Genomic DNA, 24,221 nt, shown 5'->3' with positions numbered 1-24,221 from the left:
CCCTCGCCGCGGCCGGCACACTGTCGCCCGTTGGCGATCACTCCCGGCCGCGTCATTTTGATACCCTCCAATTTGATCAATGCAGCGCTCGTTGGCATCGACTTCGGCAAGATCGATTTCGAAGCCAGTCTCGAAGAACTCAGCCTGCTCGCGCAAAGCGCGGGCGCGAACCCCCTGGTCACCCTCACCGGACGCCGTTCCAGTCCCGACGCGAAGATGTTCGTCGGCAGCGGCAAGGCCGAAGAATTGCGCCTTGCGTGCGAAGCAAACGACATCGAACTCGTGATCTTCAACCATGCTCTGGCGCCTGCGCAGCAGCGCAATCTGGAGCGGGCGCTTAATCTGCGCGTGGTCGATCGCACCAGTCTGATCCTCGACATTTTCGCGCAGCGCGCGCGCAGCCACGAAGGCAAGCTGCAGGTCGAACTCGCGCAGCTGCAATATCTATCGACCCGGCTGATTCGCGCGTGGACCCACCTCGAACGTCAGAAGGGCGGTATCGGATTGCGCGGTCCAGGCGAGACGCAGCTCGAAACCGACCGCCGGCTCATCGGCGAGCGCATCAAGGCGCTCAAGATCCGCCTCGACAAGCTGCGCCGCCAGCATGGCACGCAACGCCGGGCGCGGCATCGCAACCAGACGATGTCGGTGTCGCTCGTCGGCTACACGAACGCCGGCAAATCGACGCTCTTCAACGCGCTGACCAAGGCGCAGGCGTATGCCGCCGACCAGTTGTTCGCCACGCTCGATACCACCTCGCGGCGCGTGTATCTGGGCGACGAAGCGGGGCAGGTGGTGGTGTCCGATACCGTCGGTTTCATCCGCGAGCTGCCGCACCAGCTCGTCGCCGCGTTCCGCGCGACGCTCGAGGAAACCATTCACGCGGACCTGCTGCTGCATGTCGTCGATGCATCGAGCGCGGTGCGGCTCGACCAGATCGATCAGGTCAACGAGGTGTTGCACGCGATCGGCGCGGACACGATCCGTCAGGTGCTCGTGTTCAACAAGATCGACGCGGTGCCAGAGCTGGCAGCCCGTGGCGACGCGGTCGAGCGGGACGAGTATGGTAATATTTCGCGCGTCTTTTTGAGCGCGCGCACCGGGCAGGGGCTGGATGCATTGCGCGCTGCCATCGCCGAAATCGCTACAGCCGAACCGCTTGCCGACATGCCGTTCGATGCGTCGCAAGATGACCGCGCGGCGCAACTGCGCGACGACCACAAGGTTCCAGAACTCGGGCACTGACCCGTTCCAATTGCACTGACCCGCTGTCTACTCTGGTGAACGAACACAGGTGAACGATTACAACGAGCGGAGTATCTGGCTGCGTATGCGCGCCTTGCTTTCACTGAACGATCCGCGTTGGGGCCGGGGCGACGGCAACGGCGACCGGCAACGGCCGAACGATCCGAAGCGACCGGCACGCGACGGTGAAGGTCCGCCCGATCTCGACGAAATGTGGCGTGATTTCAATCGCCGTCTGTCCCGGATTTTCGGGCGCAGGGGCGGCGGTGTCGGCGGTGGCCGTCCTGACAACGGCCGTGGCGCGCGCATCGGCGTCGGCATCGTGATCGGCGTGCTGATCGCGATCTATCTCGGCAGCGGTGTGTTCGTCGTGCAGGATGGCCAGGCGGCCGTCGTGCTGCAGTTCGGCAAGTATCGCTATACCGCGGCGCCGGGCGTGCACTGGCGTCTGCCGTTTCCGTTCGAGTCCCACGAGTTCGTCAATGTCGGGCAGATCCGCCAGGTCGAGATCGGCCGTAGCAATGTGGTGCGTCTCGCGAACGTGAAGGACGCGTCAATGCTCACGCACGACGGCGACATCGTCGACGTGCGCTTCGCCGTGCAGTACCAGGTGCGCAAGCCCAACGACTTTCTGTTTCGCAGCGTCGATCCCGATCAGAGCGTGATGCATGCCGCGCAGGCGGCGGTGCGCGGCATCGTCGGCGCGCAGAGCACTAGCGATATCCTCGATCAGGATCACGAAACTTTGCGCCAGCAGCTGATCGCGGCAATCCAGCAATCGCTCGATCAGTACCAGTCCGGTCTGGCAGTCACGGGCGTGACGATTCAGAGCGTGCAGGTGCCCGAGCAGGTGCAACCCGCGTTCGCCGACGCTGCGAAGGTGCACGACGAAAACGAACGCGCGAAACGCGATGCGCAGGCTTATGCGGCCGATCTTCTGCCGCGCGCGCAGGCCGACGTCGATCGTCAGGTCCAGGAAGCCAAAACCTATAGCCAGACCACGGTCGCGCAGGCGCAGGCCGAGGCCGAGCGCTTCAACCAGGTCTACGCCCAATACGCGAAGGCGCCGGCCGTCGTGCGCTTCCGCCTGTACATGGAAACCATGCAGCAGATTTACGCGAACGCGACCAAGGTGTTCGTCGACGCGAAGAACGGCAACAACGTGCTGTATCTTCCGCTCGACAGGCTCGTCGAGCAGAACCGCGAACGCCAGGCCGCGGCGGCGGGCGCCGCCGCTTCGGGTCCCGCTGTCGCGGGCGCGCCGCAAGCGGCGAGTGCGGCCGCGCCGTCGGCCGCGTCGGCCGCTGAGACCGGTGCCGCGGCAGGCTCCGCCGCCGCTGGCGCATCCGCACCCGCCGCTTCCGCGCCTGCGCCAGCGAGCCGGCCGAGCGCCGCGTCGCTGCGCTCGCGCGAAGCGTTCCGCAATCGCATGCGCGAAGACGACGTTCAATAAGGAGCGCACAAGAATATGAACCGAATCATTGCGCTCGTCGTCGCGCTCGTCATCGTGCTGTTCGCGGCAACGTCGATGGTGTTCGTCGTCGATCAACGGCATATGGCTGTGTTGTCCGCGCGCGGCGACGCGACGCCCACGCTGCTCGGCCCGGGGCTGCACGTGAAGCTGCCGCCGCCGCTGCAAACGGTCGCGTTCGTCGACAATCGCATCCAGTCGCTCGACGCACCCGACGAAGATCATTACGTCACGTCCGACAAAACCGATCTGCTGGTCAACCCGGTGATCAAGTTCCGCGTGACCGATCCGCTGAAGCTGATCGCCGAAACGAAGGGTGATCCGCAGAGTCTGCCCGACCGGCTCGCGCTGCTGTCGCGCGGCGCGCTCGGCGACGCGTTCGGCAAGTTCACGTTGTCCGACGCGCTCGCCAAACAACCGGCGATCGCCGAACAGGCCCGCGGTGCGATGGACAAGGGCGCGGCATCGCTCGGCGTATCGGTCGTGGATGTGCAACTCACGCGCGTCGATTTCCCGGCAGCGGTGGCCGACTCGGTATTCAAGCGCATGATCGCCGCGCGCCAGCAGGTCGCGGCGGACGAGCGAGCGAAGGGCGCCGCCGAAGCGAACCAGATCCGCGCGGACGCGCTCGCGAAGCAGCAGGCGGTGCTCGCCGACGGCCTCGCGCAGGCGCAGGGCATTCGCGGCGAAGGCGATGCAAAGGCCGCGGAGATCGCTGCCGAAGCGTTCGGCAAGGATCCGCAGTTCTACCAGTTTTATCAAAGCATGCAGGCGTACCGGAAGACCTTCAAGCCGGGCGACCTGATCGTGGTCGACTCCAGTAGCGAGTTCTTCCGCTTCATGCGTAGCCCGACCGGCGGCGTCGCCCCGGACGCTTCCGCGCCTGCTGCGCGCAAACGCTGATTACCGAAGGCCGCGGCATCCGCATCGCGGCCGCTTCACTCGCATGGACATAGCTGGTTCGTTATTGCTCGCGATCGCGCTGATGCTGATTATCGAGGGGATGTTTCCGTTCGTTTTTCCAACCGCCTGGCGCGACACGTTCCGTAAAATAGCGGAACGACCGCCGCATCAGATTCGTGTCGGAGGGCTCATCGTGATGTTGCTCGGGCTGGTTCTACTGTTCATCGCGACCTGAAGCCGGCTTGCTTGTCTGATGAACGCCGCGTGTTGCGGCGTGTTTTGCCGGCCCGAGCAAAACGCGTACTGACCTGCCACGCCGCCGCGCGTCGCGCGCGTGCCGCAAAGCGCCGCCCGAGCGTCTGTGTCAGCCGCCAGAATCAAGCCGCTCTACGTCATTCACACTCATCATCGGCGCTGCAAGACGCCGTGTTCAACGCCGTAGGACTGTATCGATGTCGACCTGGTTGCTTCCTGAGAATATCGCCGACGTGCTGCCGTCGGAGGCCCGCAAGATCGAAGAATTGCGGCGTCATCTGCTGGACCGTTTCCGCTCGTACGGCTACGAGATGGTGATGCCGCCGCTGCTCGAATACCTCGAGTCGCTGCTGACGGGCGGTGGGCACGATCTGAATCTGCGCACCTTCAAGCTCGTCGATCAGCTGTCGGGCCGCACGCTCGGTCTGCGCGCCGACATCACGCCGCAGGTCGCGCGCATCGACGCGCATCTGCTGAACCGCCAGGGCGTCACGCGTCTTTGCTATGCGGGCAACGTCGCGCATACGCGCCCGCGCGGCCTGCATGCGACGCGTGAGCAGATCCAGATCGGTGCGGAAATCTACGGCCACGCGGGGCTCGAAGCGGACCTCGAAATCCAGCAGCTGATGCTCGACGCGCTGCGTCTCGCCGGCCTCGCGAAGGTGCGTCTGGACCTGTGTCACGCGGGTGTGCTGGCCGCGCTGATCGAAGCCGAGCCGGCCGCCGAGGAACTCGGCCAGGCGCTCTACGACGCGCTGGCCGGCAAGGACGTGCCGCGCCTGGTCGAGATGACCGCGCAATTCTCGCCGGTGATTCGCGATGCGCTGCGCGCGCTGCCGACGCTGTACGGCGACGCGTCGGTGCTCGAAGAGGCCCGCGCGCGTCTGCCGAATTCACCGGCGATCGCCCGCGCGCTCGACGACCTCGCGTTCCTCGCGAGCCAGGTCGACGGCGCCGAAGTGATGATCGACCTCGCCGATCTGCGCGGCTACGCGTACCACAGCGGCGTGATGTTCTCCGCTTACGTGGACGGCGTGCCGAACGCGGTCGCGCGCGGCGGCCGTTACGACCACGTCGGTCAGGCCTATGGCCGCGCTCGCGCGGCAACCGGCTTTTCGCTGGATCTGCGCGAAGTCGCGCGGATCTCGCCGGTCGAAGCGCGCAGCAGCGCGATCCTCGCGCCGTGGCGGCACGACGAAGCGTTGCGCGTGGCGGTCGCGGCATTGCGCGATGGCGGTGAAGTGGTAATCCAGGCGCTGCCTGGCCACAAGCACGATCTCGATGAATTCGCGTTCGACCGAGTGCTGGTCGAGCGCAATGGCGCATGGGTGGTCGAACCGCGCGCTTGAGCCGCGCGTTCCGATCTACGCTGCCGGGGACCCGTCCCCCGACGTTCGCCCGAGGGCGGCGCAACCACCGCCCGAATCGCGCGCGGTCGAGCGAGACTCTGCGCGGCCGCGCATCCCTCCCAATACTCAACATAACGTGCATACCGTTGAGCGGAAACGGAAAAATTCCGGAAGCTTCCGCGAACCCAGGTAAAATACGTTTTTAACCAGCTTACGAAACAACATGTCTGCCAGCGCAGTGAATGTGAACCCCGGGCGCAACGTCGTCGTCGTGGGTACCCAATGGGGTGATGAGGGCAAGGGCAAGATCGTCGACTGGCTGACGGACCACGCTCAGGGCGTCGTTCGCTTCCAGGGCGGTCACAATGCCGGTCACACGCTTATCATCGGCGGCAAGAAAACCATCTTGCGTCTGATTCCGTCGGGCATCATGCATCCCGGCGTCGCGTGCTACATCGGCAATGGCGTCGTGTTGTCGCCGGAAGCGCTGTTCAAGGAAATCGGCGAACTCGAAGCCGCCGGCATCGACGTCCAGAAGCGCCTCTTCATTTCCGAAGCCACCACGCTGATCCTGCCGTACCACATCGCGATCGACCAGGGCCGCGAAGCGCGCCGCGGCGCGAGCAAGATCGGCACGACCGGCCGCGGCATCGGCCCGGCCTACGAAGACAAGGTCGCGCGCCGCGGCCTGCGCGTGCAGGACCTGTTCGACGCGCCAGCCTTCGCCGAGCGTCTGCGCGAAAACCTCGACTATCACAACTTCGTGCTCACGCAGTACCTCGGCGCTGCCGCGGTCGACTTCCAGCAAACGCTCGACACGATGCTGAGCTACGCCGACCGACTGAAGCCGATGGTCACCGACGTGTCGCGCCGTCTCTACGACGTCAACGCGAACGGCGGCAATCTGCTGTTCGAAGGCGCGCAGGGCACGCTGCTCGACATCGACCATGGCACCTATCCGTTCGTCACCTCGAGCAACTGCGTCGCGGGTGCCGCGACGGCGGGCGCGGGCGTCGGTCCGCAGAAGCTCAACTACATCGTCGGCATCACGAAGGCGTACTGCACGCGTGTCGGTTCGGGCCCGTTCCCGAGCGAACTGTACGATGCGGACAATGCCTCGCGCCAGGACCCGATCGGCCTCGAACTCGCCACCGTCGGCAAGGAATTCGGCTCGGTCACCGGCCGTCCGCGCCGCACCGGCTGGCTCGACGTCTCCGCGCTGCGTCGCTCGATCCAGATCAACGGCGTGACGGGGCTGTGCATGACCAAGCTCGACGTGCTCGACGGTCTCGACGAAGTGAAGCTGTGCGTCGGCTACACGATCGACGGCCACAACGTCGATCTGCTGCCGCGCGGCGCGACGGAAGTCGCGCGCTGCGTACCGGTCTACGAAACCTTTGCGGGATGGAAGGAAAGCACGGTCGGCATCAAGGAGTGGGACAAGCTGCCCGCCAACGCGCGTGCGTACCTGACGCGCGTGCAGGAAGTCGCGGGCATTCCAATCGACATGGTCTCCACCGGTCCGGACCGCGACGAAACGATTCTGCTGCGTCATCCGTTCAAGGTCTAAGCGATGCAAGGTGTACCCATGATCGCGATGAAAGATCCGCGCAACGACGACAAGAACCTGTGGGTCGGCTGGGACGAATATCACCGGCTGATCGAGGTGCTCGCACTTGCCGTGCACGAATCGGGCTGGAAGTTCGACAAGATCCTGTGCCTCGCGCGCGGCGGTCTGCGCGTCGGCGACCAGCTGTCGCGCATCTACGATCTGCCGTTGGCGATTCTGGCAACGAGCTCTTATCGCGAGGCAGCGGGCACGCAGCAGGGCGAACTCGACATCGCGCAATACATCACGATGACGCGCGGCGAACTGCACGGTAACGTGCTGCTCGTCGACGACCTCGTCGATTCGGGCGTCACGCTCGCGCGCGTGCAGCAGCATCTGAAGGAACGCTATCCGGCCATCACCGCGGTGCGCTCGGCCGTGCTGTGGTACAAGGGCTGCTCGAAGGTGAAGCCCGATTACCACGTGGAGTATCTGCCGACCAACCCGTGGATTCATCAGCCGTTCGAGGAGTGGGACACGGTGCGTCCGCATAACCTCGGCGCGTGGATCAAGCGCGGCATCGCCAAGGCCGATGAGGCGTCGGGCAATTGACGCGAAGCCGCGCGCCTCACGCTTTGTCGCATCGGATCTCGTGCGTCATCGCGGTGTCACAAAACGGAGCCCAGTCGGGCTCCGTTTTTTTATGCGTCACGCGCGGCGCCAGGACGTCCGCGCCGCGACAGGCGCGTCCATATCGCAGTGCTACACTGCGCGGACATCCACGTGGCGTATCCACAACAAGCCGGGCGGTACCGGATTGGCAGTTTAAAATAGCGGTCGTTTTTTCCGCCCGGGAACGGATTTCCTCGCGTCCATGACAGATAACAATCACGTACACAAACAGCCACTGCCTTCCCTTGCGATTGCCGCGATCGGAGTGGTGTTCGGCGACATCGGTACGAGCCCGTTGTACGCGCTGAAGGAAGCCTTCAGTCCGTCGCACGGCATCCCGTTGACCGATCAGTCGATCCTTGGGGTTATTTCGCTGCTGTTCTGGGCAATCGTGATCGTGGTCGGCGTCAAGTACGTGCTGTTCGTGATGCGCGCCGACAACAACGGCGAGGGCGGCGTCCTCGCGCTGATGGCGCTGGCGATGCGCTCGGTCGATCAGAAATCGAAAATGGCCGGCCTTCTGATGATGCTCGGCATCTTCGGCGCCTGCATGTTTTACGGCGACGCGGTGATCACGCCGGCAATCTCGGTGATCTCGGCGGTCGAAGGTCTCGAAATCGCCGCGCCGCATCTGGCGCATCTGGTGATTCCGCTGACCGTCGTGATCCTGATCGTGCTGTTCTGGATCCAGCGGCACGGCACGGCCACGGTCGGCCGTCTGTTCGGGCCGATCATGACGCTTTGGTTCCTCGTGCTCGCCGTGCTCGGCCTGTGGCACATCATGCAGTCGCCGAATGTGATCCAGGCGCTCAATCCCTACTACGCGTACTCGTTCATGGCCGCGCACGTGCTGCAGGCCTACGTGGTGCTCGGCTCGGTCGTGCTGGTGCTGACCGGCGCGGAGGCGCTGTACGCGGACATGGGCCACTTCGGCGCGCAGCCGATCCGCATGGCGTGGTACGTGCTCGTGATGCCTTCGCTCGTGCTGAACTACTTCGGCCAGGGCGCGCTGCTGATGCACGACCCAAAGGCGATCGAAAATCCGTTCTTCCTGCTCGCGCCGGACTGGGCGTTGTTGCCGCTCGTCGTGCTGTCGACGGTCGCGACGGTGATCGCGTCGCAGGCGGTGATTTCGGGCGCGTACTCGCTGACGAGCCAGGCGATCCAGCTCGGCTACGTGCCGCGCATGAAGGTCCTGCACACGTCCGAACTCGCGATCGGGCAGATCTATGTGCCGGTCGTGAACTGGATGCTGCTGTTCATCATCCTGTGCATCGTGATCGCGTTCAAGAGCTCGGACAATCTGGCGGCCGCGTACGGTATCGCGGTGACGGCAACGATGGTGATCACGACGATCCTTGCCTGCGTCGTGATGGTGAAGGTGTGGAACTGGAACAAACTGCTGGTTGGGCTCATCATCGGCGTGTTCATGGTGGTCGACCTGGGCTTTTTCGGCGCGAACCTGCTGAAGGTCGAAGAGGGCGGCTGGTTGCCGCTGTGCATCGGCGGCCTGCTGTTCTTCCTGCTGATGACGTGGTTCAAGGGCAGGATGATCGTGAAGGAACGCACGGCCGCCGACGGTATTCCGCTGATGCCGTTCCTGCAAGGCCTGCTCGCGCATCCGCCGCATCGCGTGTCGGGCACCGCGATCTATCTGACCGGCAGCGATTCGCTGGTGCCGGTGAGCCTGCTGCACAATCTGAAACACAACAAGGTGCTGCACGAGCGCACGATCTTTCTGACCTTCGTCACGCGCGACATTCCGTACGTGAAGGACGCCGATCGCGTGACCGTGAAGGACATGAACGGTGGCCTGTGGCTGGTGAAGGCAGCCTACGGCTTTAACGAAACGCCCGACGTGAAGGCGGTGCTGCTCGACGTCGGCCGCACGCACGACATGAGCTTCGAATTGATGGACACGTCATTCTTCCTCGCACGCGAAACGGTGGTGCCGACGCAATTGCCGGGCATGTCGGTATGGCGCGAGCGTGTGTTCGCGTGGATGCATCAGAACGCCGCGAAGCCGACCGACTTCTTCAGCATCCCGGCTAACCGGGTCGTGGAACTGGGAACGAAGATCGAGATTTGACGGCTCGCGCGTGACGTGCGGGTGCGCAAACAAAAAGCCCACGCAATGCGTGGGCTTTTTGTTCATGCGCGCGTGCAAGCGGTTGAGCGCGCGACGCAGTCATGTCACGGACCGGAGCGCGTGCGACGACGTGCTCCGGTCCGTGACGCTCACTTCTGCTTGAGCTTCGCAAACGCAGCCGCCATCGCGCCGCCCGGCTCCGGTTCGCGCGAGCGTTGCGGCGCACCGCGTCCCGCTCCGCCGCGATTGAAGCTGCCGCCCGAGCCACCGCGATCCTGCTGCGCACCGCCGCCGCTGCGCGCGGCCGCTGCACCGGGTTCGTCGTCGAGACGCATCGTCAGTGCGATACGCTGGCGCTTCACGTCGACTTCGAGCACCTTGACCTTGACGATCTGACCGGCTTTCACGACCTCATGCGGGTCCTTCACGAACTTCGTCGACATCGCCGACACGTGCACGAGGCCATCCTGATGCACACCGATGTCGATGAACGCGCCGAACGCCGCGACGTTCGTCACGACGCCTTCGAGCACCATGCCCGGGATCAGATCGCTGACCTTCTCGACACCTTCGCGGAACGTCGCGGTCTTGAACTCGGGACGCGGATCGCGGCCCGGCTTCTCGAGTTCGACCAGGATGTCGCGCACGGTTGGAAGACCGAAACGCTCGTCGACGAATTCGGTGGGTGACAGTCCGCGTAACGCGTCGCGATTGCCGAGCACTTCGCCGACCTGCTTACTGATCTTCGCGAGGATGCGCTGGACGACCGGATACGCTTCCGGGTGCACCGACGAACGGTCGAGCGGATTCTCGCCGTTATTGATGCGCAGGAAGCCGGCAGCTTGCTCGAAGGTCTTGTCGCCGAGACGCGGCACCTTGCGTAGATGCTCGCGCGACGGGAACGGCCCGTTCGCATCGCGATAGTCGACGATGTTGCGCGCGAGCGTTGCGTTTAAACCCGACACCCGCGCGAGCAGCGCGACCGACGCGGTGTTCGCATCGACGCCGACCGCATTCACGCAGTCTTCGACGACCGCGTCGAGCGAGCGCGCGAGTTCGCGCTGGTTCACGTCGTGCTGATACTGGCCGACGCCGATCGCCTTCGGCTCGATCTTCACGAGCTCGGCGAGCGGGTCCTGCAGACGTCGCGCAATCGACACGGCGCCGCGCAGCGACACGTCCATGGCGGGGAATTCCTTCGCGGCAAGCTCGGACGCCGAGTACACCGACGCGCCGGCTTCGGACACGACGATCTTCTGCAGCTTCAGCTCCGGGTGACGCGCGATCAGCTCGCTCGCGAGCTTGTCCGTCTCACGCGACGCGGTGCCGTTGCCGATGCTGATCAGCTCGGCCTGCGTTTGCGCGGCGATTCGCGCGAGCTTCGCGAGCGAGCCGTCCCAGTCGCGGCGCGGCTCGTGCGGGTAGATCGTGTCGGTCGCGAGCACCTTGCCGGTGCGGTCGACCACCGCCACCTTCACGCCGGTGCGCAAGCCCGGATCCAGACCGATCACGGCCTTCGGACCAGCCGGCGCCGCGAGCAGCAGGTCCTTCAGATTGCGCGCGAACACGCGGATCGCTTCGTGTTCGGCTTCGTCGCGCAGATTGGTCAGCAGCTCGTTTTCGAGGTGCGGCTGCACCTTCACGCGCCAGCACCAGCGGCACACGTCGGAGAGCCACTTGTCGGCGGGGCGGTTCTGATTGGCGATGCCGAAGTGCCGCGCGATCAGCGCTTCGCCCGGGTGCGGCACCTGCGCGTCGAGTTCTTCGCCGAGGCCGAGCTTGATCATCAGCACGCCGGCATTGCGGCCGCGGAACAGTGCGAGCGCGCGATGCGACGGCACCGTGCGGATCGTTTCGGCGTAGTCGTAGTAGTCGCGGAATTTCTCTTCTTCCGCGGTTTCCTTGCCTTCCACGACCTTCGACGACACCACGCCCTGGTTGAACAGATAGTCGCGCAGCTTGCCGAGCAGTTCGGCGGTCTCGCCGAACTGTTCGGAAAGGATGTCGCGCGCGCCGTCGAGCGCGGCCTTCACATCGGCGACGCCTTTGTCCGCGTCCACGTACGCCGCGGCTTCGGCTTGCGGATCGAGCAGCGGATTGCCGAGCAGCGCGTCGGCGAGCGGCTGCAAGCCGGCTTCGCGCGCGATCTGCGCGCGCGTGCGGCGCTTCGGTTTGTATGGCAGATAGAGGTCTTCGAGCACCTGTTTGCTGTCGGCGCCTTCGATCGCGCCGCGCAGCTCGTCGGTGAGCTTGCCCTGTTCGTCGATGCTCGCGATGATCGCCGCGCGCCGGTCTTCCAGCTCGCGCAAATAGACTAGGCGTTCCTCGAGATTGCGCAGTTGCGTGTCGTCGAGATTGTCGGTCACTTCCTTGCGATAACGGGCAATGAACGGAACGGTCGCGCCTTCGTCGAGAAGTTCCACTGCGGCCGCGACCTGGCGCGGCTGGACGGACAGTTCGGTGGCGATGCGCTGGACGATCTTGAGTGCTACGGTTTCCGTCATAAGGTCTTGGTGTTCCTGCGGACTCAGTGATGGGCCGCGCGCGGGCGGCAAATCGGGACAGGCCGGGCGTGCGCCGCGACCAGGTTGCTAGAGCGGGGCATTTTGCCATAAATGCCAAAGGGCTCAACCGTGGGGTGTTAGAATTTCGGGCATGTTCCGTTGACCCTCTACGACGTTGCCAATCTCCTTGTCCCTCAACCGCCTGGTCTCTTCGCTGGCGTCAGGTTCACTGCCGGGTTCACTGCCGGGTTCGTCTCAATTGCCGCTGGTTTCTTTGCGCTCGTTCGGTCGGTCGGCTTTAACGGCTGCCGCGTCGTGCGTGATCGCCGCAGCGCTCGTCGTGCCGGTGTCGGCCGTGGCGCAAAGTGCGACGCCGGCGCAAGGTACGGGACCCGTCGCGGCCTCGGGCCCGCAAGCCGCCGCAACCGCCGACGGCCCTCAAAGCGCAAGTGACGTAGCCGTGCTGGACAAGTCGTTCGACGAGCGGCAACAGGTGCTCAATCAGCGCACCGACGACAACAACTATCAATTCGCTGTCGCGCAACACAACTGCTACAGCCGCTTCTTCGTCAATCACTGTCTGAACCGCGCACGCGACGCGATGCGCAGCGTGCAGGCGGACATCCGCAAGGAACAGCTCGCGCTCGACGCCGAGCAGCGTGCGCAGCGCGCCCGTGAACGCGACGAACGCACCGCGTTGCGGCGCGCGCAAAACGAGGCGGAAGCGCCGCAACGTGCCGCCGAAGACGCGCGCAACGAGCAGGCGTATCAGGAAAAGCAGCGTCAGCACGCGCTCGATCAGGCGCAGCACAACGCCGAGGCGCCGCAGCGCGAAGCCAATGCGCAGGCCTACGCGGAGAAGCAACGTCAGCACGCGCTCGATCAGGCGCAGCGCAACGCCGCGGCACCGCAGCACGAAGCCAATGCGCAGGCCTACGAGGAGAAGCAGCGCCAGCACGCGCTCGATCAGGCGCAGCATGGTGTCACGCCTGCGCAGGCGGCGGCCAATCAGAAGGCCTACGACCAGAAGCAGAGCGACTACCAGCGCAAGCTCGAGGAAGCGCGTCGGCAGGGTGCGCAAAAGGCCGCGGAGCGCCAGCAGAAACAGGAGACTTTCGAGCGGAAGCAGGCCGAGGCCGCGCAGCACAAGCTCGATGTCGAAGCACGTCAAAAGCAGGCCACCGAGAAGGCCGAGCAGAAGCGTCAGGACGAGTTGAAGCAGCAACAGCTCGAAGAGCAGCAAAAGCAGCAACAAGAGCAACAGTAAGCGTGCTGTAGTGGCTGTATCGTAGAGTAAGCCGTGGCGGTCGTGGCCAGGGCCGCCGTAGTCGCCATAATGCGTTTTGAGGCGGACAGCAACCTCAGGCATCGGACCGCGCGCACGCGGTTCGTGCCGCCGACCAGAGGAGGCGAGCATGCGCGATCGTCATCACGTCATCGACGCAAACACACTTCGCGACCGCATTCTGCAACTGGAATCGGAGCATAGTGGACTCGACCGGTTGATCGACCGGATGTCGGATGAACCCGGCATCGACGACTTCGAGTTGCAGCGCCTGAAAAAGCGCAAACTTAAAGTCAAGGACACCATCATCTTGCTGCAATTGCAGCTCGAACCGGACGCGCGCGCCTGAGTTCGCGGCCTGGCAGGCGCCGGGCGCGCAGCGCGCGAGCCGGACTTAGCAGGAACGCTTGCCTTGAATTCATCGCATGACACTTCATCCCGGGCCGCGCCGGACAACGCATCTGCTTCGGGCACGCCCGCGCCGCGCGCGGCAGCACCGGTGCCAGGTGTGTCGCTGAATCGGCGCCGCGCGAGCGAGCTCGACGACATCTTCGCCGACAACGGTCTGCTCGCACGGCAGATCGACGGTTATCGGCCGCGTGCGTCGCAGATCGAGATGGCGCGCGCGGTTGCCGCGGCGATGGAGGCGTCGGGCCGCGCGATGCCCGACCCCGCGATGTTCGAGACGCAGAAGCGCCCGGCGCGGCGCCTGCAGCAGACCGGCGCTGAAGCCGTCTCTGAGTCGACCGGGAGCAACGCACAAGCCGACGGCGTCGACGGTGGTGAGAATACGCTGATCGTAGAGGCGGGTACCGGCACCGGCAAGACCTATGCGTACCTCGTGCCAGCCATGCTGTGGGGCGGCAAGGTGATCGTCTCGACCGGCACCAAGCATCTGCAGGATCAGCTGTTCCAGCGCGACATTCCGACCGTGCGCGACGCGCTCGCGGTGCCGGTGTCGGTCGCGATGCTGAAGGGCCGCGCGAACTACCTGTGCCATTACTACCTGCAACGCACCGCGGACAACGGCCGTCTGCCATCGCGCCAGGAGACCTCGTATCTGCAGGACATCGTGCGCTTCGCGAAGATCACGCGCACCGGCGACAAGGCCGAACTCGCGAGCGTGCCGGAAACGGCGCAGGTGTGGTCGATGGTCACGTCGACGCGCGACAACTGTCTCGGCCAGGAGTGTTCCCACTACAAGGACTGCTTCGTGATGCAGGCGCGCCGCGAAGCGCAGCAGGCCGATATCGTGGTGGTCAACCACCATCTGTTTTTCGCCGACATCATGCTGCGCGATACCGGCATGGCGGAGCTGCTGCCGACTGCGAATACAGTCATCTTCGACGAAGCGCACCAGTTGCCCGAAACCGCGACGCTGTTTTTCGGCGAGACGCTATCGACCGCGCAGTTTCTCGAACTCGCACGCGATTCGGTCGCCGAGGGCCTCGGTCACGCACGCGATGCGGTCGATTGGGTCAAGCTCGGCGCGGCGCTCGAGCGCGCCGCGCGCGACGTGCGGCTCGCGTTCAAGGAAGACTCGGTGCGTCTGTCGATCGGCCAGCTGCCCGACGATCACCCGCTGTTCGCCGCGCTCGAGACGCTCGAGGCCGAGCTCGACGCGTTGGCCTCGGCGTTGGCGGGCCAGGCCGAGCGAGCCGAATCGCTCGGCGCGTGTTTGCGTCGCGCGCGCGAGTTGCAGGACGTGCTGAGCGGCTGGACCACGCCACCCACGAGTGCAGAACGCGACGCGGTTGCGACCCGCGAGGGTGACGCCAGCGCGGAGCGCGCCGATCCGAATGAAAAGGTGCGCTGGATCGAGGTGTTCTCGCACACGGTGCAACTGCACGAAACGCCGTTGTCGGTCGCGCCGATTTTCGCGAAGCAGCGCGCCGGCGTGCCGCGCGCGTGGATCTTCACATCGGCGACGCTGTCGGTGCGCGGCGACTTCACGCACTATGCGGCGCAGATGGGCTTGAACTCGAAGCGCTCGATGACATTGCCGAGCCCATTCGACTATCCATCGCAAGGACTTCTGTACGTACCGCGCAATCTGCCACAGCCGTCATCGCCGATGTTCACCGACGCCGTGTTCGATGCCGCATTGCCCGCGATCGAAGCCTCGGGCGGCGGCGTCTTCATGCTGTGCACGACGCTGCGCGCGGTGTATCGTATCTCGGCGAAGCTGCGCGACGCGATCGAGTCGCGCGGCTGGGACTATCCGCTGCTCGTGCAGGGCGATGCGAGCCGCACCGAACTGCTCGACCGCTTTCGCGCCTACGGCAATGCGATCCTGGTCGGCAGTCAGAGCTTCTGGGAAGGGGTGGACGTGCGCGGCGACGCGCTGTCGCTGGTCGTGATCGACAAGCTGCCGTTTGCGCCGCCGGACGATCCCGTGCTGGCCGCGCGGCTCGACGCACTGACGAAGAAGGGCTTGAGCCCGTTCGCCGTGCATCAGCTGCCGCAGGCCGTCATCACGCTGAAGCAGGGCGCCGGCCGGCTGATTCGCGCGGAGACCGATCGTGGCGTGCTGATGATCTGCGATACACGTCTCGTCGATAAACCTTATGGCCGCCGCATCTGGCAGAGTCTGCCGCCGTTCAAGCGCACCCGCGAGATCGACGTGGTGCGTGAGTTCTTTGAGGAGAGCGCTGGGCCAGCGGCGCCGGTTCGATAGGGGGATGTGTTCCACACATGCGACGAGCTCCGCAGCGGAAAGCGGCCCTGAATGACAAAACGCCACGGATGTGAATCCGTGGCGTTTTTCTTTGCCCGTTTGCGGCCCGCGCCGTTTCCGGCCAGCCTCCAAACGTTTCGTGCGCAGGCGCTGTAGCGGGAGCGCCGCTACAGCGCCGAACCGTTGCGGCTTACTGGCTTGCGCCTGCTGCCGGCGATGCTGCTTCAGCCGGCGATGCTGCCTCGGCCGGCGATGCTGCTTCGGCCGGCGATGCTGCTTCGGCCGGCGATGCCGCAACTGCCGGCGATGCTGCTTCAGCAGGCGATGCTGCCGCCGGTGCGGACGCAGCTTCCGACGGTGCAGCAGCCTGATCGTTGCTCTTGTTGCATGCAGCGAGTGCCACAACTGCCAACAGGGATGCTACGAGGAGGGATTTCTTCATGATCACGTCCTTTTATGGTTTAAAGGTAAGCAACAGCGCAAAATAAAACCGGTAATGTGCTCCAACACCGACCTGGGCCGCTGGTGGAGATGCTCTTTTGACGAGCTGGAATCTTCCCTACGGCTTGGGCGGAAATTATATGCACTTTCGTACTGACAGTCGATAAATGCGGGTCAATACGTTGTCTTTCTCATACAAAATTTCACCGTACGGTATAACAGGCGGGCAGAGTTACGCAATCTCGCCTACCTGTATCCAGCCCGCACAATACCACTCGTGTAGCAGTGCTGTCACCGATGAATCGTGTGATAGTGTTACAAAGCGTATCGCACTCATGCACCGCAGATTTGCGAGTTCAAACAGCCATTTTTTCACGCCGGTCCACGATATTTCTTCTCCATTTACGAAGAAAAAACGTCGTTCATACAACAGGTTAGTCTTGCGATCGAGCCGTAGACCGGATCTCGACGCCGCGCCGATGAAACGGGCTTCGTTGAGCGGCCGTTGCGGCGGATCGAAGACGACACTCGGCTTGGGTTCGCTGAGGTACGTGCCAAGGAACGACGCAATGTCCTGCTCATTCCATCGCACTTTAGCAAGCATCGCGCCCACCCGTTCGACGAGCGCCGCGGGCAACTCGGCCGGCTGTTCGACGGCGGCCTGCCGTGGGTCGCGATAAAGGGCGCCCGCCTTGCCCGTGGCCTCTCCGCGCTCGGCCAGGTGGTACAGGAACTGCGCGGTCAGCTCGCTTTCGGAGGGCGCGCGAAAACCGATCGAGCAGGTCATGCATTCGCCCTCGGCGATGCCGTCGTGCGCGATGTGCGGCGGCAGGTACAGCATGTCGCCGGGCTCGAGTACCCACTCCTGTTCGTGCTCGAAGTGCTGTACAAACCTTCAACGGCAAGCCGGGCTGCAGCGTCAGATCTTTCTGCGCGCTAATGCGCCAGCGGCGCTTGCCTTTTACTTGCAAAAGAAACACATCGTAGGAATCGAAGTGCGGGCCGACGCCGCCGCTATCGGTCGCATACGAAATCATCAGGTCGTCGAGACGCGCGTCCGGCACGAAACGGAAACGGTCGAGCAACGCGCGCGCGCGGTCGTCCTGCAGATCCACGCCCTGCACGAGCAGTGTCCATGCGCGCTGTTTGACGGACGGCAGTTCGTCGGGCGCGAACGGGCCGTGCTCCAGCTGCCATTTGTTGCGGAAGTGCGTGATCAGGCGCGCTTCGACGTCGTCCCGATCGGCCAGCTCGAACAGCTCGTCGCGCGACAGCGGCGCTTCGATGTCCGGAATCGCCTGACGGATCAGCAGCGGCTTTTTCTGCCAGTAGCGGCGCATGAATTGCGACGGGCTCAGATGGCCGAGAAGTGCGGTCGGAACGTCGGGCGAGGGCGGAAGAATGGGCCGCGTGGCCGGCTTTGCAGCAGACGGCGAATTGCGTGCCGAACCTGCATCGGCCGGGAGGTGGGTGGGCCGCCTGGGCATCGTATAATGTGAGTTGTATTCTGGAGAATCGAATGAAAATCGCAAAGAACACCGTCGTGTCGGTCGCCTACAAGCTGTCGGATGCGCAGGGCAATCTGATCGAGGAAAGCGAAGAGCCGATGGTCTATCTTCACGGCGGCTATGATGGCACGTTCCCCAAGATCGAGGAAGAGCTCGACGGCCACGAGGCTGGCTTCGAGACCCAGATCCAGCTTGAGCCGCAAGACGCGTTCGGCGAATACGATCCTGACCTTGTGAAGATCGAGCCGCGCGATCGCTTCCCGGAACCGCTCGAAGTCGGCATGCAGTTCGAAGGCACCCCCGAAGATGGCGACGAGGAAATCGATGCGCTGGTGTACGTGGTGACCGACGTCGCGGAAGACAAGGTCGTGCTCGACGGCAATCATCCGCTCGCCGGCATGGCGCTGCGTTTCGCGTTGACCGTCAAAGACGTGCGTCCGGCAACTGAAGACGAAATCCAGCACGAGCACGCGCATGGCGCGGACGGCCTCGAAGTTCTCGACGACGATGAAGACGAGGACGAAGAAGACAGCTCAAAACCGACCCTGCACTGAGCTTGCGGGCATGCGCGGTGTCGTCGCGGGGGCAGACGGCACCGATGCGGGCAACGCAGGCGAGGCTGGCAGTATCGACCCCGGCGGCATCGAGATAGCGGGCCCATAGTCGCCGCCGCCCTGGTCGGACGGGATGCGCGGCTGCTGCTCCTGCGACTCTCCAGGTGTCTGCAATACGGGCGGCAATTCCGACGCCGGCCCGAAACCTTCCACATTCGGCATCTCCGGCGCAACCGGCATCGACGCGCCGGATTCGTCGCGCGGCGATGCGGGCGGCAAGACCGGCGGCGTGGTGGGCAGCGGCATCTGCTTCGGCACGTCGCGCACGCTGACTCTGAACGGCGGCTTCCTGCCGAAATCCGCTTCTATCTGAATCCATTGGTTGAGACGATCATGCGGCGCGAGCGCAATGCGCGTGAGGTTCGTCACGACCATCCCCTTGTCGTTGCGTAGCGGCTGATCGATGACGAAACCGCCGGCCGGCCGGTCCTCGTCTGCATGAATGACGACCACGGGTCCGGGGAAAATCTGCGCGAGCTTGAGCAGACTGCGCTTGAATTCCAGAAAGCCGTCGCGGCGCGAGCTATGTGCGAAGTGCAGCCAGGCGAACCGTTCGGGTCGCTCGTAGCGCTCCGGGTCGAAGTCGCCTTGAATGAACACGACGATCGCGCGCGCGTCGCGGCGCTTCGCGTATTCGGCCGCGTGCTCGAGCCAGAATGCGTTGGCGATCACGCGATCTTCGAACTCGCCGTTGCGGCCGCCCGCGCTCAGGTAGCGGTTGTTCGGACCCGGCGCGTTCAGGCCGATGAAGACGACGTCGCCGGCGTTGGTGTTCGCTTTGTCGTTCGTTTTTTCGTTGACTACCCAGCGCACGTTTTCACGGAACGGGCGGAAGCGCGACACCTCGCTCTCGCGCGTCAACGCGATCGGGTTCTGCCCCATCGACGTTGGATCGGCGAACAGCGTTTGCCGCAACTGGTCGAGCCGCTCGACCGGATCGAAGCCGCCGGCTTCCGCCGTGCCGCAATCGACCCAGTCATGCTGGCCGGGGATAAAGAAGAGGGCAGTGCGCGAGCTGTCGAGCAGCGCGTGGCGGCGCTCGAACAGCGCGTCGCGGCAAACTTCCTTCGGCCCCTTCAGATTGCCGTCGTAGACGATGAAGCGCACGTCGCGCTCGCGGCCGATCGCCTCGAGCAGCCGTTGCGTGGCGGCTTCGTCGGCGGGGCTGTGCATCGTGCCGGAAATCACCGCGAACGCGAAGCGCGAGGCCTCAGCGTGCGCCGGCACGGTCCATGCGCACACTGCCACGAGCACGACGATGCCGCCCGCTGGTGCGAGCACGTGGCGCAGCGCCGCGCGAAGCCCGCGCGGGCGCGGCGGGTGTCCCGGCGTGTCAGTGGTCCGCATCCGGCGCGACGGCCAGTTCATGCAGTTCGTACAGCAGATCGAGCGCTTCGCGCGGCCGCAGATCGTTCGGATCGATGCCGCGCAGACGCTCGACGAGTGTCTGCATCGCGGGCGACGCAGGCGTTGCGTCGCTCGCCGCCTCGTGGTCGTCGTCCGCGTCTTCGGCGAGCATGGCAGGCTGCGTCGCGAACAGATCGAGTTGCGGCGCGGGCTGCGCGGCCGATTGCTGCTCCAGATGCGCGAGATGCTTGCGTGCCGCGCGGATCACCGCGTTCGGCACGCCGGCGAGCTGCGCGACCTGCAGACCGTAGCTCTGATTGGCGGGCCCTTCGTTGACCGCGTGCAGGAACACGATGCCGTGCCCGTGCTCGACTGCCGACAGATGCACGTTGGCCGCGTGCGGAAACTCCGCGGGTAGTTGCGTCAGCTCGAAATAGTGCGTCGCGAACAGCGTGTAGCAGCCGTTGTGGGCGAGCAGGTGGCGCGCGATCGCCCACGCGAGCGCGAGGCCGTCGAACGTCGACGTGCCGCGGCCGATCTCGTCCATCAGCACGAGGCTTTGCGGTGTCGCGTCGTTGAGGATCGCGGCGGCTTCGGTCATCTCCACCATGAAGGTCGAGCGGCCACCGGCGAGGTCGTCGGCCGCGCCGATGCGCGTGAAGATGCGGTCGATCGGTCCGAAGGCCGCGCGCCGCGCTGGTACATAGCTGCCCACGTAAGCGAGCAGCGCGATCAGCGCGGTCTGGCGCATGAAAGTCGACTTACCGCCCATGTTGGGACCGGTGATCAACAGCAGCTTGCGCTCGGTCGCGAGTGAGCAATCGTTGGCGATGAACTGCTCGACTTGCGCCTCGACCACCGGATGACGACCCTGCTCGATGTCGATCCCCGCGTTCGCCGAGAACGTCGGCGCAACCCAGTCGAGCGCGCGAGCGCGTTCGCCGAGCGCGGCCAGCAGATCGAGTTCGGCGAGCGCGAGCGCAACGCGCTGACAGTCGGGAATGAACGGCAGCAACGATTGCAGCAACGCGTCGTACAGTGCGCGTTCGCGCGCGAGCGCGCGTTCCTGCGCGGACAGCGCTTTGTCCTCGAAGGTTTTCAGCTCGGGCGTGATGTAGCGCTCGGCATTCTTCAGCGTTTGCCGACGGCGATAGTCGTCCGGCACCTTGTCGGTCTGGCCGCGCGTGACTTCGATATAGAAGCCGTGCACCTTGTTGTACTCGACGCGCAGATTGCTGATGCCGGTGCGCGCGCGTTCGCGTGTTTCGAGATCGATCAGGAACTGTCCGCAGTTCTCCGAAATATCGCGCAGTTCGTCGAGCTCGGCGTCATAACCACGCGCGATGACGCCGCCGTCGCGCACCATCGCGGCCGGCTCTTGCGCGACCGCGAGCTTCAGCAAATCGGCGCACGCGTGCGGCGGTTCGAGCGCCGCGTCGATGCGCGCGAGCGAATCCGCGTTCGAGGCCACCGCTGCGAGCTGCGCGCGCAATGCAGGTAGCGCGATGAAGGTATCGCGCAGGCTCGACAGATCGCGCGGCCGCGCCGACAGCAGCGCGAGACGTCCGGTGATCCGTTCGATGTCCGAAATCTGCCGCAATGCGCTGCGCAATGTATCGAGATCGGCGCCCGGCGGCGCGTCGAGCAACGCGCCGATCGCCTGCTGACGTGCCTGCGCCACCGCCGAATCGCGCGGCGGATGATGCAGCCAGTGCCGCAGCAGGCGGCTGCCCATCGTCGTGCAGCAGGTGTCGAGCAGCGAGCACAGCGTCGGCGATTCGGTGCCGCGCAGTGTCTCCGTGAGTTCGAGGTTGCGGCGCGTGGCCGGATCGAGGCCGATGTATTCGGATTCGTATTCGACCTTCAGGCTGCGCACATGGCGCAGTTGCTGGCCCTGCGTGGACGCCGCATACAGCAGCAACGCGCCGGCCGCGCCGCACGCGCAACCGAGCGAATGCGCGCCGAAGCCGTCGAGGCTCGCGACTTCGAGCTGGTCGCACAGGCGCTTCGTGCCCGAGGTGATATCGAAGTGCCAGGCCGGTACACGCTTGAGCGCGCTGGCGTTGACAGGCGGTGTCCAGCTGGTCGAATCGGCGGTGGCGTCGGCGACCAGAATTTCCGCGGGACGGATGCGCTCCAGCGCGGCGGCGACCTGATCGGGCGCGACTTCGGCGAGGCGCAGCGCGCCGCTCGCGAGATTGAGCCATGCGAGACCGACGCTCGTGGCGACACCGCGGCGATTGTGCGCGACGCCCAGCGCGAGCAGATAGACGTCGCTCTTGTCGGACAGCAGCGCGGCGTCGGTCAGCGTGCCAGGCGTAACCACGCGCATGACCTTGCGCTCGACCGGGCCTTTCGAGGTGGCCGGGTCGCCGATCTGTTCGCAGATCGCGACCGATTCGCCGAGCTTCACGAGCCTGGCCAGATACTGTTCGACAGCGTGATGCGGCACGCCGGCCATCTTGATCGGATTGCCCGCCGACGCGCCGCGCTGCGTGAGCGTCAGGTCGAGCAGGCGCGCGGCTTTTTCCGCGTCGTCGAAAAAGAGTTCGTAGAAGTCGCCCATCCGGTAGAACACCAGCGTGCCCGGATGCTCCGCCTTGATGCGCAGGTACTGCTGCATCATCGGCGTGTGTTGTGCGACGTCGTTGGCCGCTGCGGTTTGAATACCCATCCTTCGTGTCTTCTTGCGGTAGATGCTCAGGGCGTGAGTTTAACCCGCCGGCGCGGCGAGCGGACCCTGGCCGAACGGACGATGCCCAACACAAGAGCTGAATGTCAGCATGACCGATTCGATCAAAGCGGGGGGTGCGCGCCGTCGCGGCGGGTTACGGCCGTCGAGCCGAGCCTCGCGCTGTCATTGCTGGAGCACCGTGATGCATTCATTCCTCGATCATCGCCCGCATGTCCACCCTGCGTTCGTTCGCCGCGCTGCGGCGTTTCGCGAGCCACATCAGCAGCGTGACGAAGGTGCCGAACACGACGATGATCCACTGCGCGGGCATCTTCGCCGTGAGCAGCAGCGCGTACACGCCGAGCATCAGCAGCACCGCGAGGTTCTGGTTGAAATTCTGCACGGCGATCGAGTGACCGGCCGACAGCAGCGTCGCGCCGCGATGCTGCAGGATCGCATTCATCGGCACGATGAAAAAGCCCGACAACGCACCGAGCACGATCATCAGCGGATAGGCCAGCAGAATGTAGTAGGGCGCGACGTGCGTGCCGAAGCGCAGGCCCGCGCCCGCCGGGAACAGGTCCTTGTTGTAGAAGGCCATCGCGATCGCCACCGCGCCCGTCAGCACGCCGACCGGCAACACCTTCAGCGAGTGGCGCAATGGAATCAGCGCGGCCGCGCCCGCCGCGCCGATCGCGATGCCGAAGCCGGTCACGCCTTGCATCACCGCCGCCTTCGACAACGACAGCCCGAGGTTCACGTTCGCCCATTTGAGCACCAGCAGCTGCATCGTCACGGCGGCGCCCCACATCAGCGTGGTCACCCACAGCGCGATCTGCGCGAGCTTGTCGGCCCACAGCACCCGGAAGCAGTGATGGAAATCGCCGACCAGCTTATTCGGCTCGGTCAGCCGGTTCGGATAGCGCGCGCCAGTGTCCGGAATGAAGATGTTGATCGCGGCGGCGATCGCGTAGGTGAGCATGACCGCGCCCATCGCGAGATCGGCGGCCGAGCGGATCAGCGGCATATGCGCACGCGTGACGAAATGCTCGAAGACGGTGCTGATCAGCGCACCGCCGAGCATCGTGCCGGCGATCGTCGACAGCACCGTCGCCGATTCGAGCCACGCGTTCGCCTGCACGAGCTTTTCGGCGGGCAGCAGCTCGGTGAGGATGCCGTACTTGGCGGGCGAATACGCGGCTGCGCCGAAGCCGACCACGCCGTAGGCGATCATCGGATGAACGCCCAGAATCATCATCAGGCAGCCGCTCGCTTTCAGCGCGTTGGAGATGAACATCACGTGACGCTTCTGCATCGAATCGGCGAACGCGCCGACGAACGGCGCGAGCAGCACGTACGAGATCGTGAAAAAAATCTGCAGCAGCGGCGTAACCCACGCGGCCGAGCGCATCACGGAAAGCAGGGCGATGGCGGCGATCAACAGCGCATTGTCGGCCAGCGACGAAATGAACTGTGCCGCGATGATCGTATGGAAGCCTTTTTTCATGGGGCAGATTGGAGGCTGCGCCCGGGGCGAAAGTCGGGCAGGGTCAAAGCGGCATGGAGCAGGGAACGGTCCCGGCCGAGTACCGCCCCGAATGACTTCCCGCTTTTTAGCACGACGCTCCGGACACTGGA

The 24,221-nt window shown here is 64.8% G+C and carries 17 protein-coding genes and 1 pseudogene; 12 read left to right on the top strand and 6 right to left on the bottom strand.

The window, feature by feature from the left end:
* Positions 1-30 precede the first annotated feature (30 nt).
* The 8 genes from hflX (at position 31) to OKW37_RS16390 (ending at position 9,533) form a co-directional block, all read left to right on the top strand.
* Entirely contained in the window at positions 31-1,245 is a 1,215-nt protein-coding gene (gene hflX, locus OKW37_RS16425) for a GTPase HflX (RefSeq protein ID WP_429355744.1), read from the top strand.
* 49 nt (positions 1,246-1,294) lie between these two features.
* Positions 1,295-2,698 carry an FtsH protease activity modulator HflK gene (hflK, locus tag OKW37_RS16420; protein ID WP_184057289.1) on the top strand — a complete coding sequence of 468 codons (1,404 nt, stop codon included), beginning with the start codon at positions 1,295-1,297 and terminating at the stop codon, positions 2,696-2,698.
* Positions 2,699-2,713: 15 nt separating this feature from the next.
* Entirely contained in the window at positions 2,714-3,619 is a 906-nt protein-coding gene (gene hflC / locus OKW37_RS16415; protein ID WP_184057287.1) for a protease modulator HflC, read from the top strand.
* A gap of 43 nt (positions 3,620-3,662) precedes the next feature.
* Positions 3,663-3,854 (top strand): DUF2065 domain-containing protein, encoded by a 192-nt coding sequence (locus OKW37_RS16410; RefSeq protein WP_090800720.1) that lies wholly within the window; start codon positions 3,663-3,665, stop codon positions 3,852-3,854.
* Positions 3,855-4,071: 217 nt separating this feature from the next.
* Complete coding sequence (locus OKW37_RS16405) at positions 4,072-5,223, top strand: ATP phosphoribosyltransferase regulatory subunit (protein WP_184048948.1); 1,152 nt, start codon at positions 4,072-4,074, stop codon at positions 5,221-5,223.
* Positions 5,224-5,446: 223 nt separating this feature from the next.
* The gene (locus OKW37_RS16400; RefSeq protein ID WP_090800717.1) at positions 5,447-6,793 is read left to right on the top strand and encodes an adenylosuccinate synthase; all 1,347 of its coding nucleotides are present in this window, start codon (positions 5,447-5,449) and stop codon (positions 6,791-6,793) included.
* Between the two features lie 18 nt (positions 6,794-6,811).
* Positions 6,812-7,384, top strand: a complete 573-nt coding sequence (locus OKW37_RS16395) for a phosphoribosyltransferase (RefSeq protein WP_429405246.1) — start codon at positions 6,812-6,814, stop codon at positions 7,382-7,384.
* 262 nt (positions 7,385-7,646) lie between these two features.
* Complete coding sequence (locus OKW37_RS16390; protein ID WP_429405248.1) at positions 7,647-9,533, top strand: potassium transporter Kup; 1,887 nt, start codon at positions 7,647-7,649, stop codon at positions 9,531-9,533.
* A 149-nt stretch (positions 9,534-9,682) separates the two neighbouring features.
* Here OKW37_RS16390 and OKW37_RS16385 read toward each other — a convergent pair whose 3' ends face one another.
* The gene (locus OKW37_RS16385) at positions 9,683-12,037 is read right to left on the bottom strand and encodes a Tex family protein (protein ID WP_187612655.1); all 2,355 of its coding nucleotides are present in this window, start codon (positions 12,035-12,037) and stop codon (positions 9,683-9,685) included.
* A gap of 319 nt (positions 12,038-12,356) precedes the next feature.
* On the opposite strand from OKW37_RS16385, the gene OKW37_RS16380 reads away from it, so the two are divergent.
* The 3 genes from OKW37_RS16380 to OKW37_RS16370 all read left to right on the top strand — a co-directional run bounded on the left by OKW37_RS16380 (position 12,357) and on the right by OKW37_RS16370 (position 15,999).
* On the top strand, positions 12,357-13,304 hold the full coding sequence (locus tag OKW37_RS16380) for a hypothetical protein (protein WP_429405251.1): 948 nt from the start codon (positions 12,357-12,359) through the stop codon (positions 13,302-13,304).
* Positions 13,305-13,452: 148 nt separating this feature from the next.
* Entirely contained in the window at positions 13,453-13,671 is a 219-nt protein-coding gene (locus OKW37_RS16375; protein ID WP_013089766.1) for a DUF465 domain-containing protein, read from the top strand.
* 63 nt (positions 13,672-13,734) lie between these two features.
* On the top strand, positions 13,735-15,999 hold the full coding sequence (locus tag OKW37_RS16370; protein ID WP_429405253.1) for an ATP-dependent DNA helicase: 2,265 nt from the start codon (positions 13,735-13,737) through the stop codon (positions 15,997-15,999).
* 190 nt (positions 16,000-16,189) lie between these two features.
* On the opposite strand, the gene OKW37_RS16365 is transcribed toward OKW37_RS16370, so the two are convergent.
* Together OKW37_RS16365 and OKW37_RS16360 are read right to left on the bottom strand one after the other, a co-directional pair.
* Entirely contained in the window at positions 16,190-16,441 is a 252-nt protein-coding gene (locus tag OKW37_RS16365) for a hypothetical protein (protein ID WP_167368596.1), read from the bottom strand.
* A 231-nt stretch (positions 16,442-16,672) separates the two neighbouring features.
* Positions 16,673-17,927 (bottom strand): annotated as a pseudogene (locus OKW37_RS16360) (JmjC domain-containing protein).
* A gap of 32 nt (positions 17,928-17,959) precedes the next feature.
* Here OKW37_RS16360 and OKW37_RS16355 point away from each other — a divergent pair.
* On the top strand, positions 17,960-18,502 hold the full coding sequence (locus OKW37_RS16355; protein ID WP_184048969.1) for an FKBP-type peptidyl-prolyl cis-trans isomerase: 543 nt from the start codon (positions 17,960-17,962) through the stop codon (positions 18,500-18,502).
* On the opposite strand, the gene OKW37_RS16350 is transcribed toward OKW37_RS16355, so the two are convergent.
* From OKW37_RS16350 to lplT, 3 genes are all read right to left on the bottom strand, one after another.
* The gene (locus tag OKW37_RS16350) at positions 18,482-19,930 is read right to left on the bottom strand and encodes a hypothetical protein (RefSeq protein ID WP_429405255.1); all 1,449 of its coding nucleotides are present in this window, start codon (positions 19,928-19,930) and stop codon (positions 18,482-18,484) included. The two genes, OKW37_RS16355 and OKW37_RS16350, sit on opposite strands and share 21 nt — an antisense overlap.
* A complete protein-coding gene (gene mutS, locus OKW37_RS16345; RefSeq protein ID WP_429405257.1) occupies positions 19,896-22,583 on the bottom strand; it encodes a DNA mismatch repair protein MutS in 2,688 nt (895 codons plus the stop codon). Before mutS ends, OKW37_RS16350 begins: the two co-directional genes overlap by 35 nt.
* Positions 22,584-22,791: 208 nt before the next feature.
* Positions 22,792-24,090, bottom strand: a complete 1,299-nt coding sequence (gene lplT, locus OKW37_RS16340; protein WP_429405259.1) for a lysophospholipid transporter LplT — start codon at positions 24,088-24,090, stop codon at positions 22,792-22,794.
* Between the last annotated feature and the right edge of the window lie 131 nt (positions 24,091-24,221).

It is taken from the genome of Paraburkholderia sp. MM5482-R2 (assembly GCF_050436125.1).
Lineage (GTDB): Bacteria > Pseudomonadota > Gammaproteobacteria > Burkholderiales > Burkholderiaceae > Paraburkholderia > Paraburkholderia tuberum.
The sequence above is the reverse complement of the archived record's forward strand: the minus strand, read 5'-3'. Positions and strand labels throughout refer to the sequence as shown.

Bases quoted from the DNA above. Each gene is read 5' to 3' on its own strand.
- hflC (WP_184057287.1), top strand. From the start codon at position 2,714: ATGAACCGAATCATTGCGCTCGTCGTCGCGCTCGTCATCGTGCTGTTC.
- OKW37_RS16410 (WP_090800720.1), top strand. From the start codon at position 3,663: ATGGACATAGCTGGTTCGTTATTGCTCGCGATCGCGCTGATGCTGATT.
- OKW37_RS16405 (WP_184048948.1), top strand. From the start codon at position 4,072: ATGTCGACCTGGTTGCTTCCTGAGAATATCGCCGACGTGCTGCCGTCG.
- OKW37_RS16400 (WP_090800717.1), top strand. From the start codon at position 5,447: ATGTCTGCCAGCGCAGTGAATGTGAACCCCGGGCGCAACGTCGTCGTC.
- OKW37_RS16395 (WP_429405246.1), top strand. From the start codon at position 6,812: ATGATCGCGATGAAAGATCCGCGCAACGACGACAAGAACCTGTGGGTC.
- OKW37_RS16390 (WP_429405248.1), top strand. From the start codon at position 7,647: ATGACAGATAACAATCACGTACACAAACAGCCACTGCCTTCCCTTGCG.
- OKW37_RS16385 (WP_187612655.1), bottom strand. From the start codon at position 12,037: ATGACGGAAACCGTAGCACTCAAGATCGTCCAGCGCATCGCCACCGAA.
- OKW37_RS16375 (WP_013089766.1), top strand. From the start codon at position 13,453: ATGCGCGATCGTCATCACGTCATCGACGCAAACACACTTCGCGACCGC.
- OKW37_RS16365 (WP_167368596.1), bottom strand. From the start codon at position 16,441: ATGAAGAAATCCCTCCTCGTAGCATCCCTGTTGGCAGTTGTGGCACTC.
- OKW37_RS16355 (WP_184048969.1), top strand. From the start codon at position 17,960: ATGAAAATCGCAAAGAACACCGTCGTGTCGGTCGCCTACAAGCTGTCG.
- OKW37_RS16350 (WP_429405255.1), bottom strand. From the start codon at position 19,930: ATGAACTGGCCGTCGCGCCGGATGCGGACCACTGACACGCCGGGACAC.
- mutS (WP_429405257.1), bottom strand. From the start codon at position 22,583: ATGGGTATTCAAACCGCAGCGGCCAACGACGTCGCACAACACACGCCG.
- lplT (WP_429405259.1), bottom strand. From the start codon at position 24,090: ATGAAAAAAGGCTTCCATACGATCATCGCGGCACAGTTCATTTCGTCG.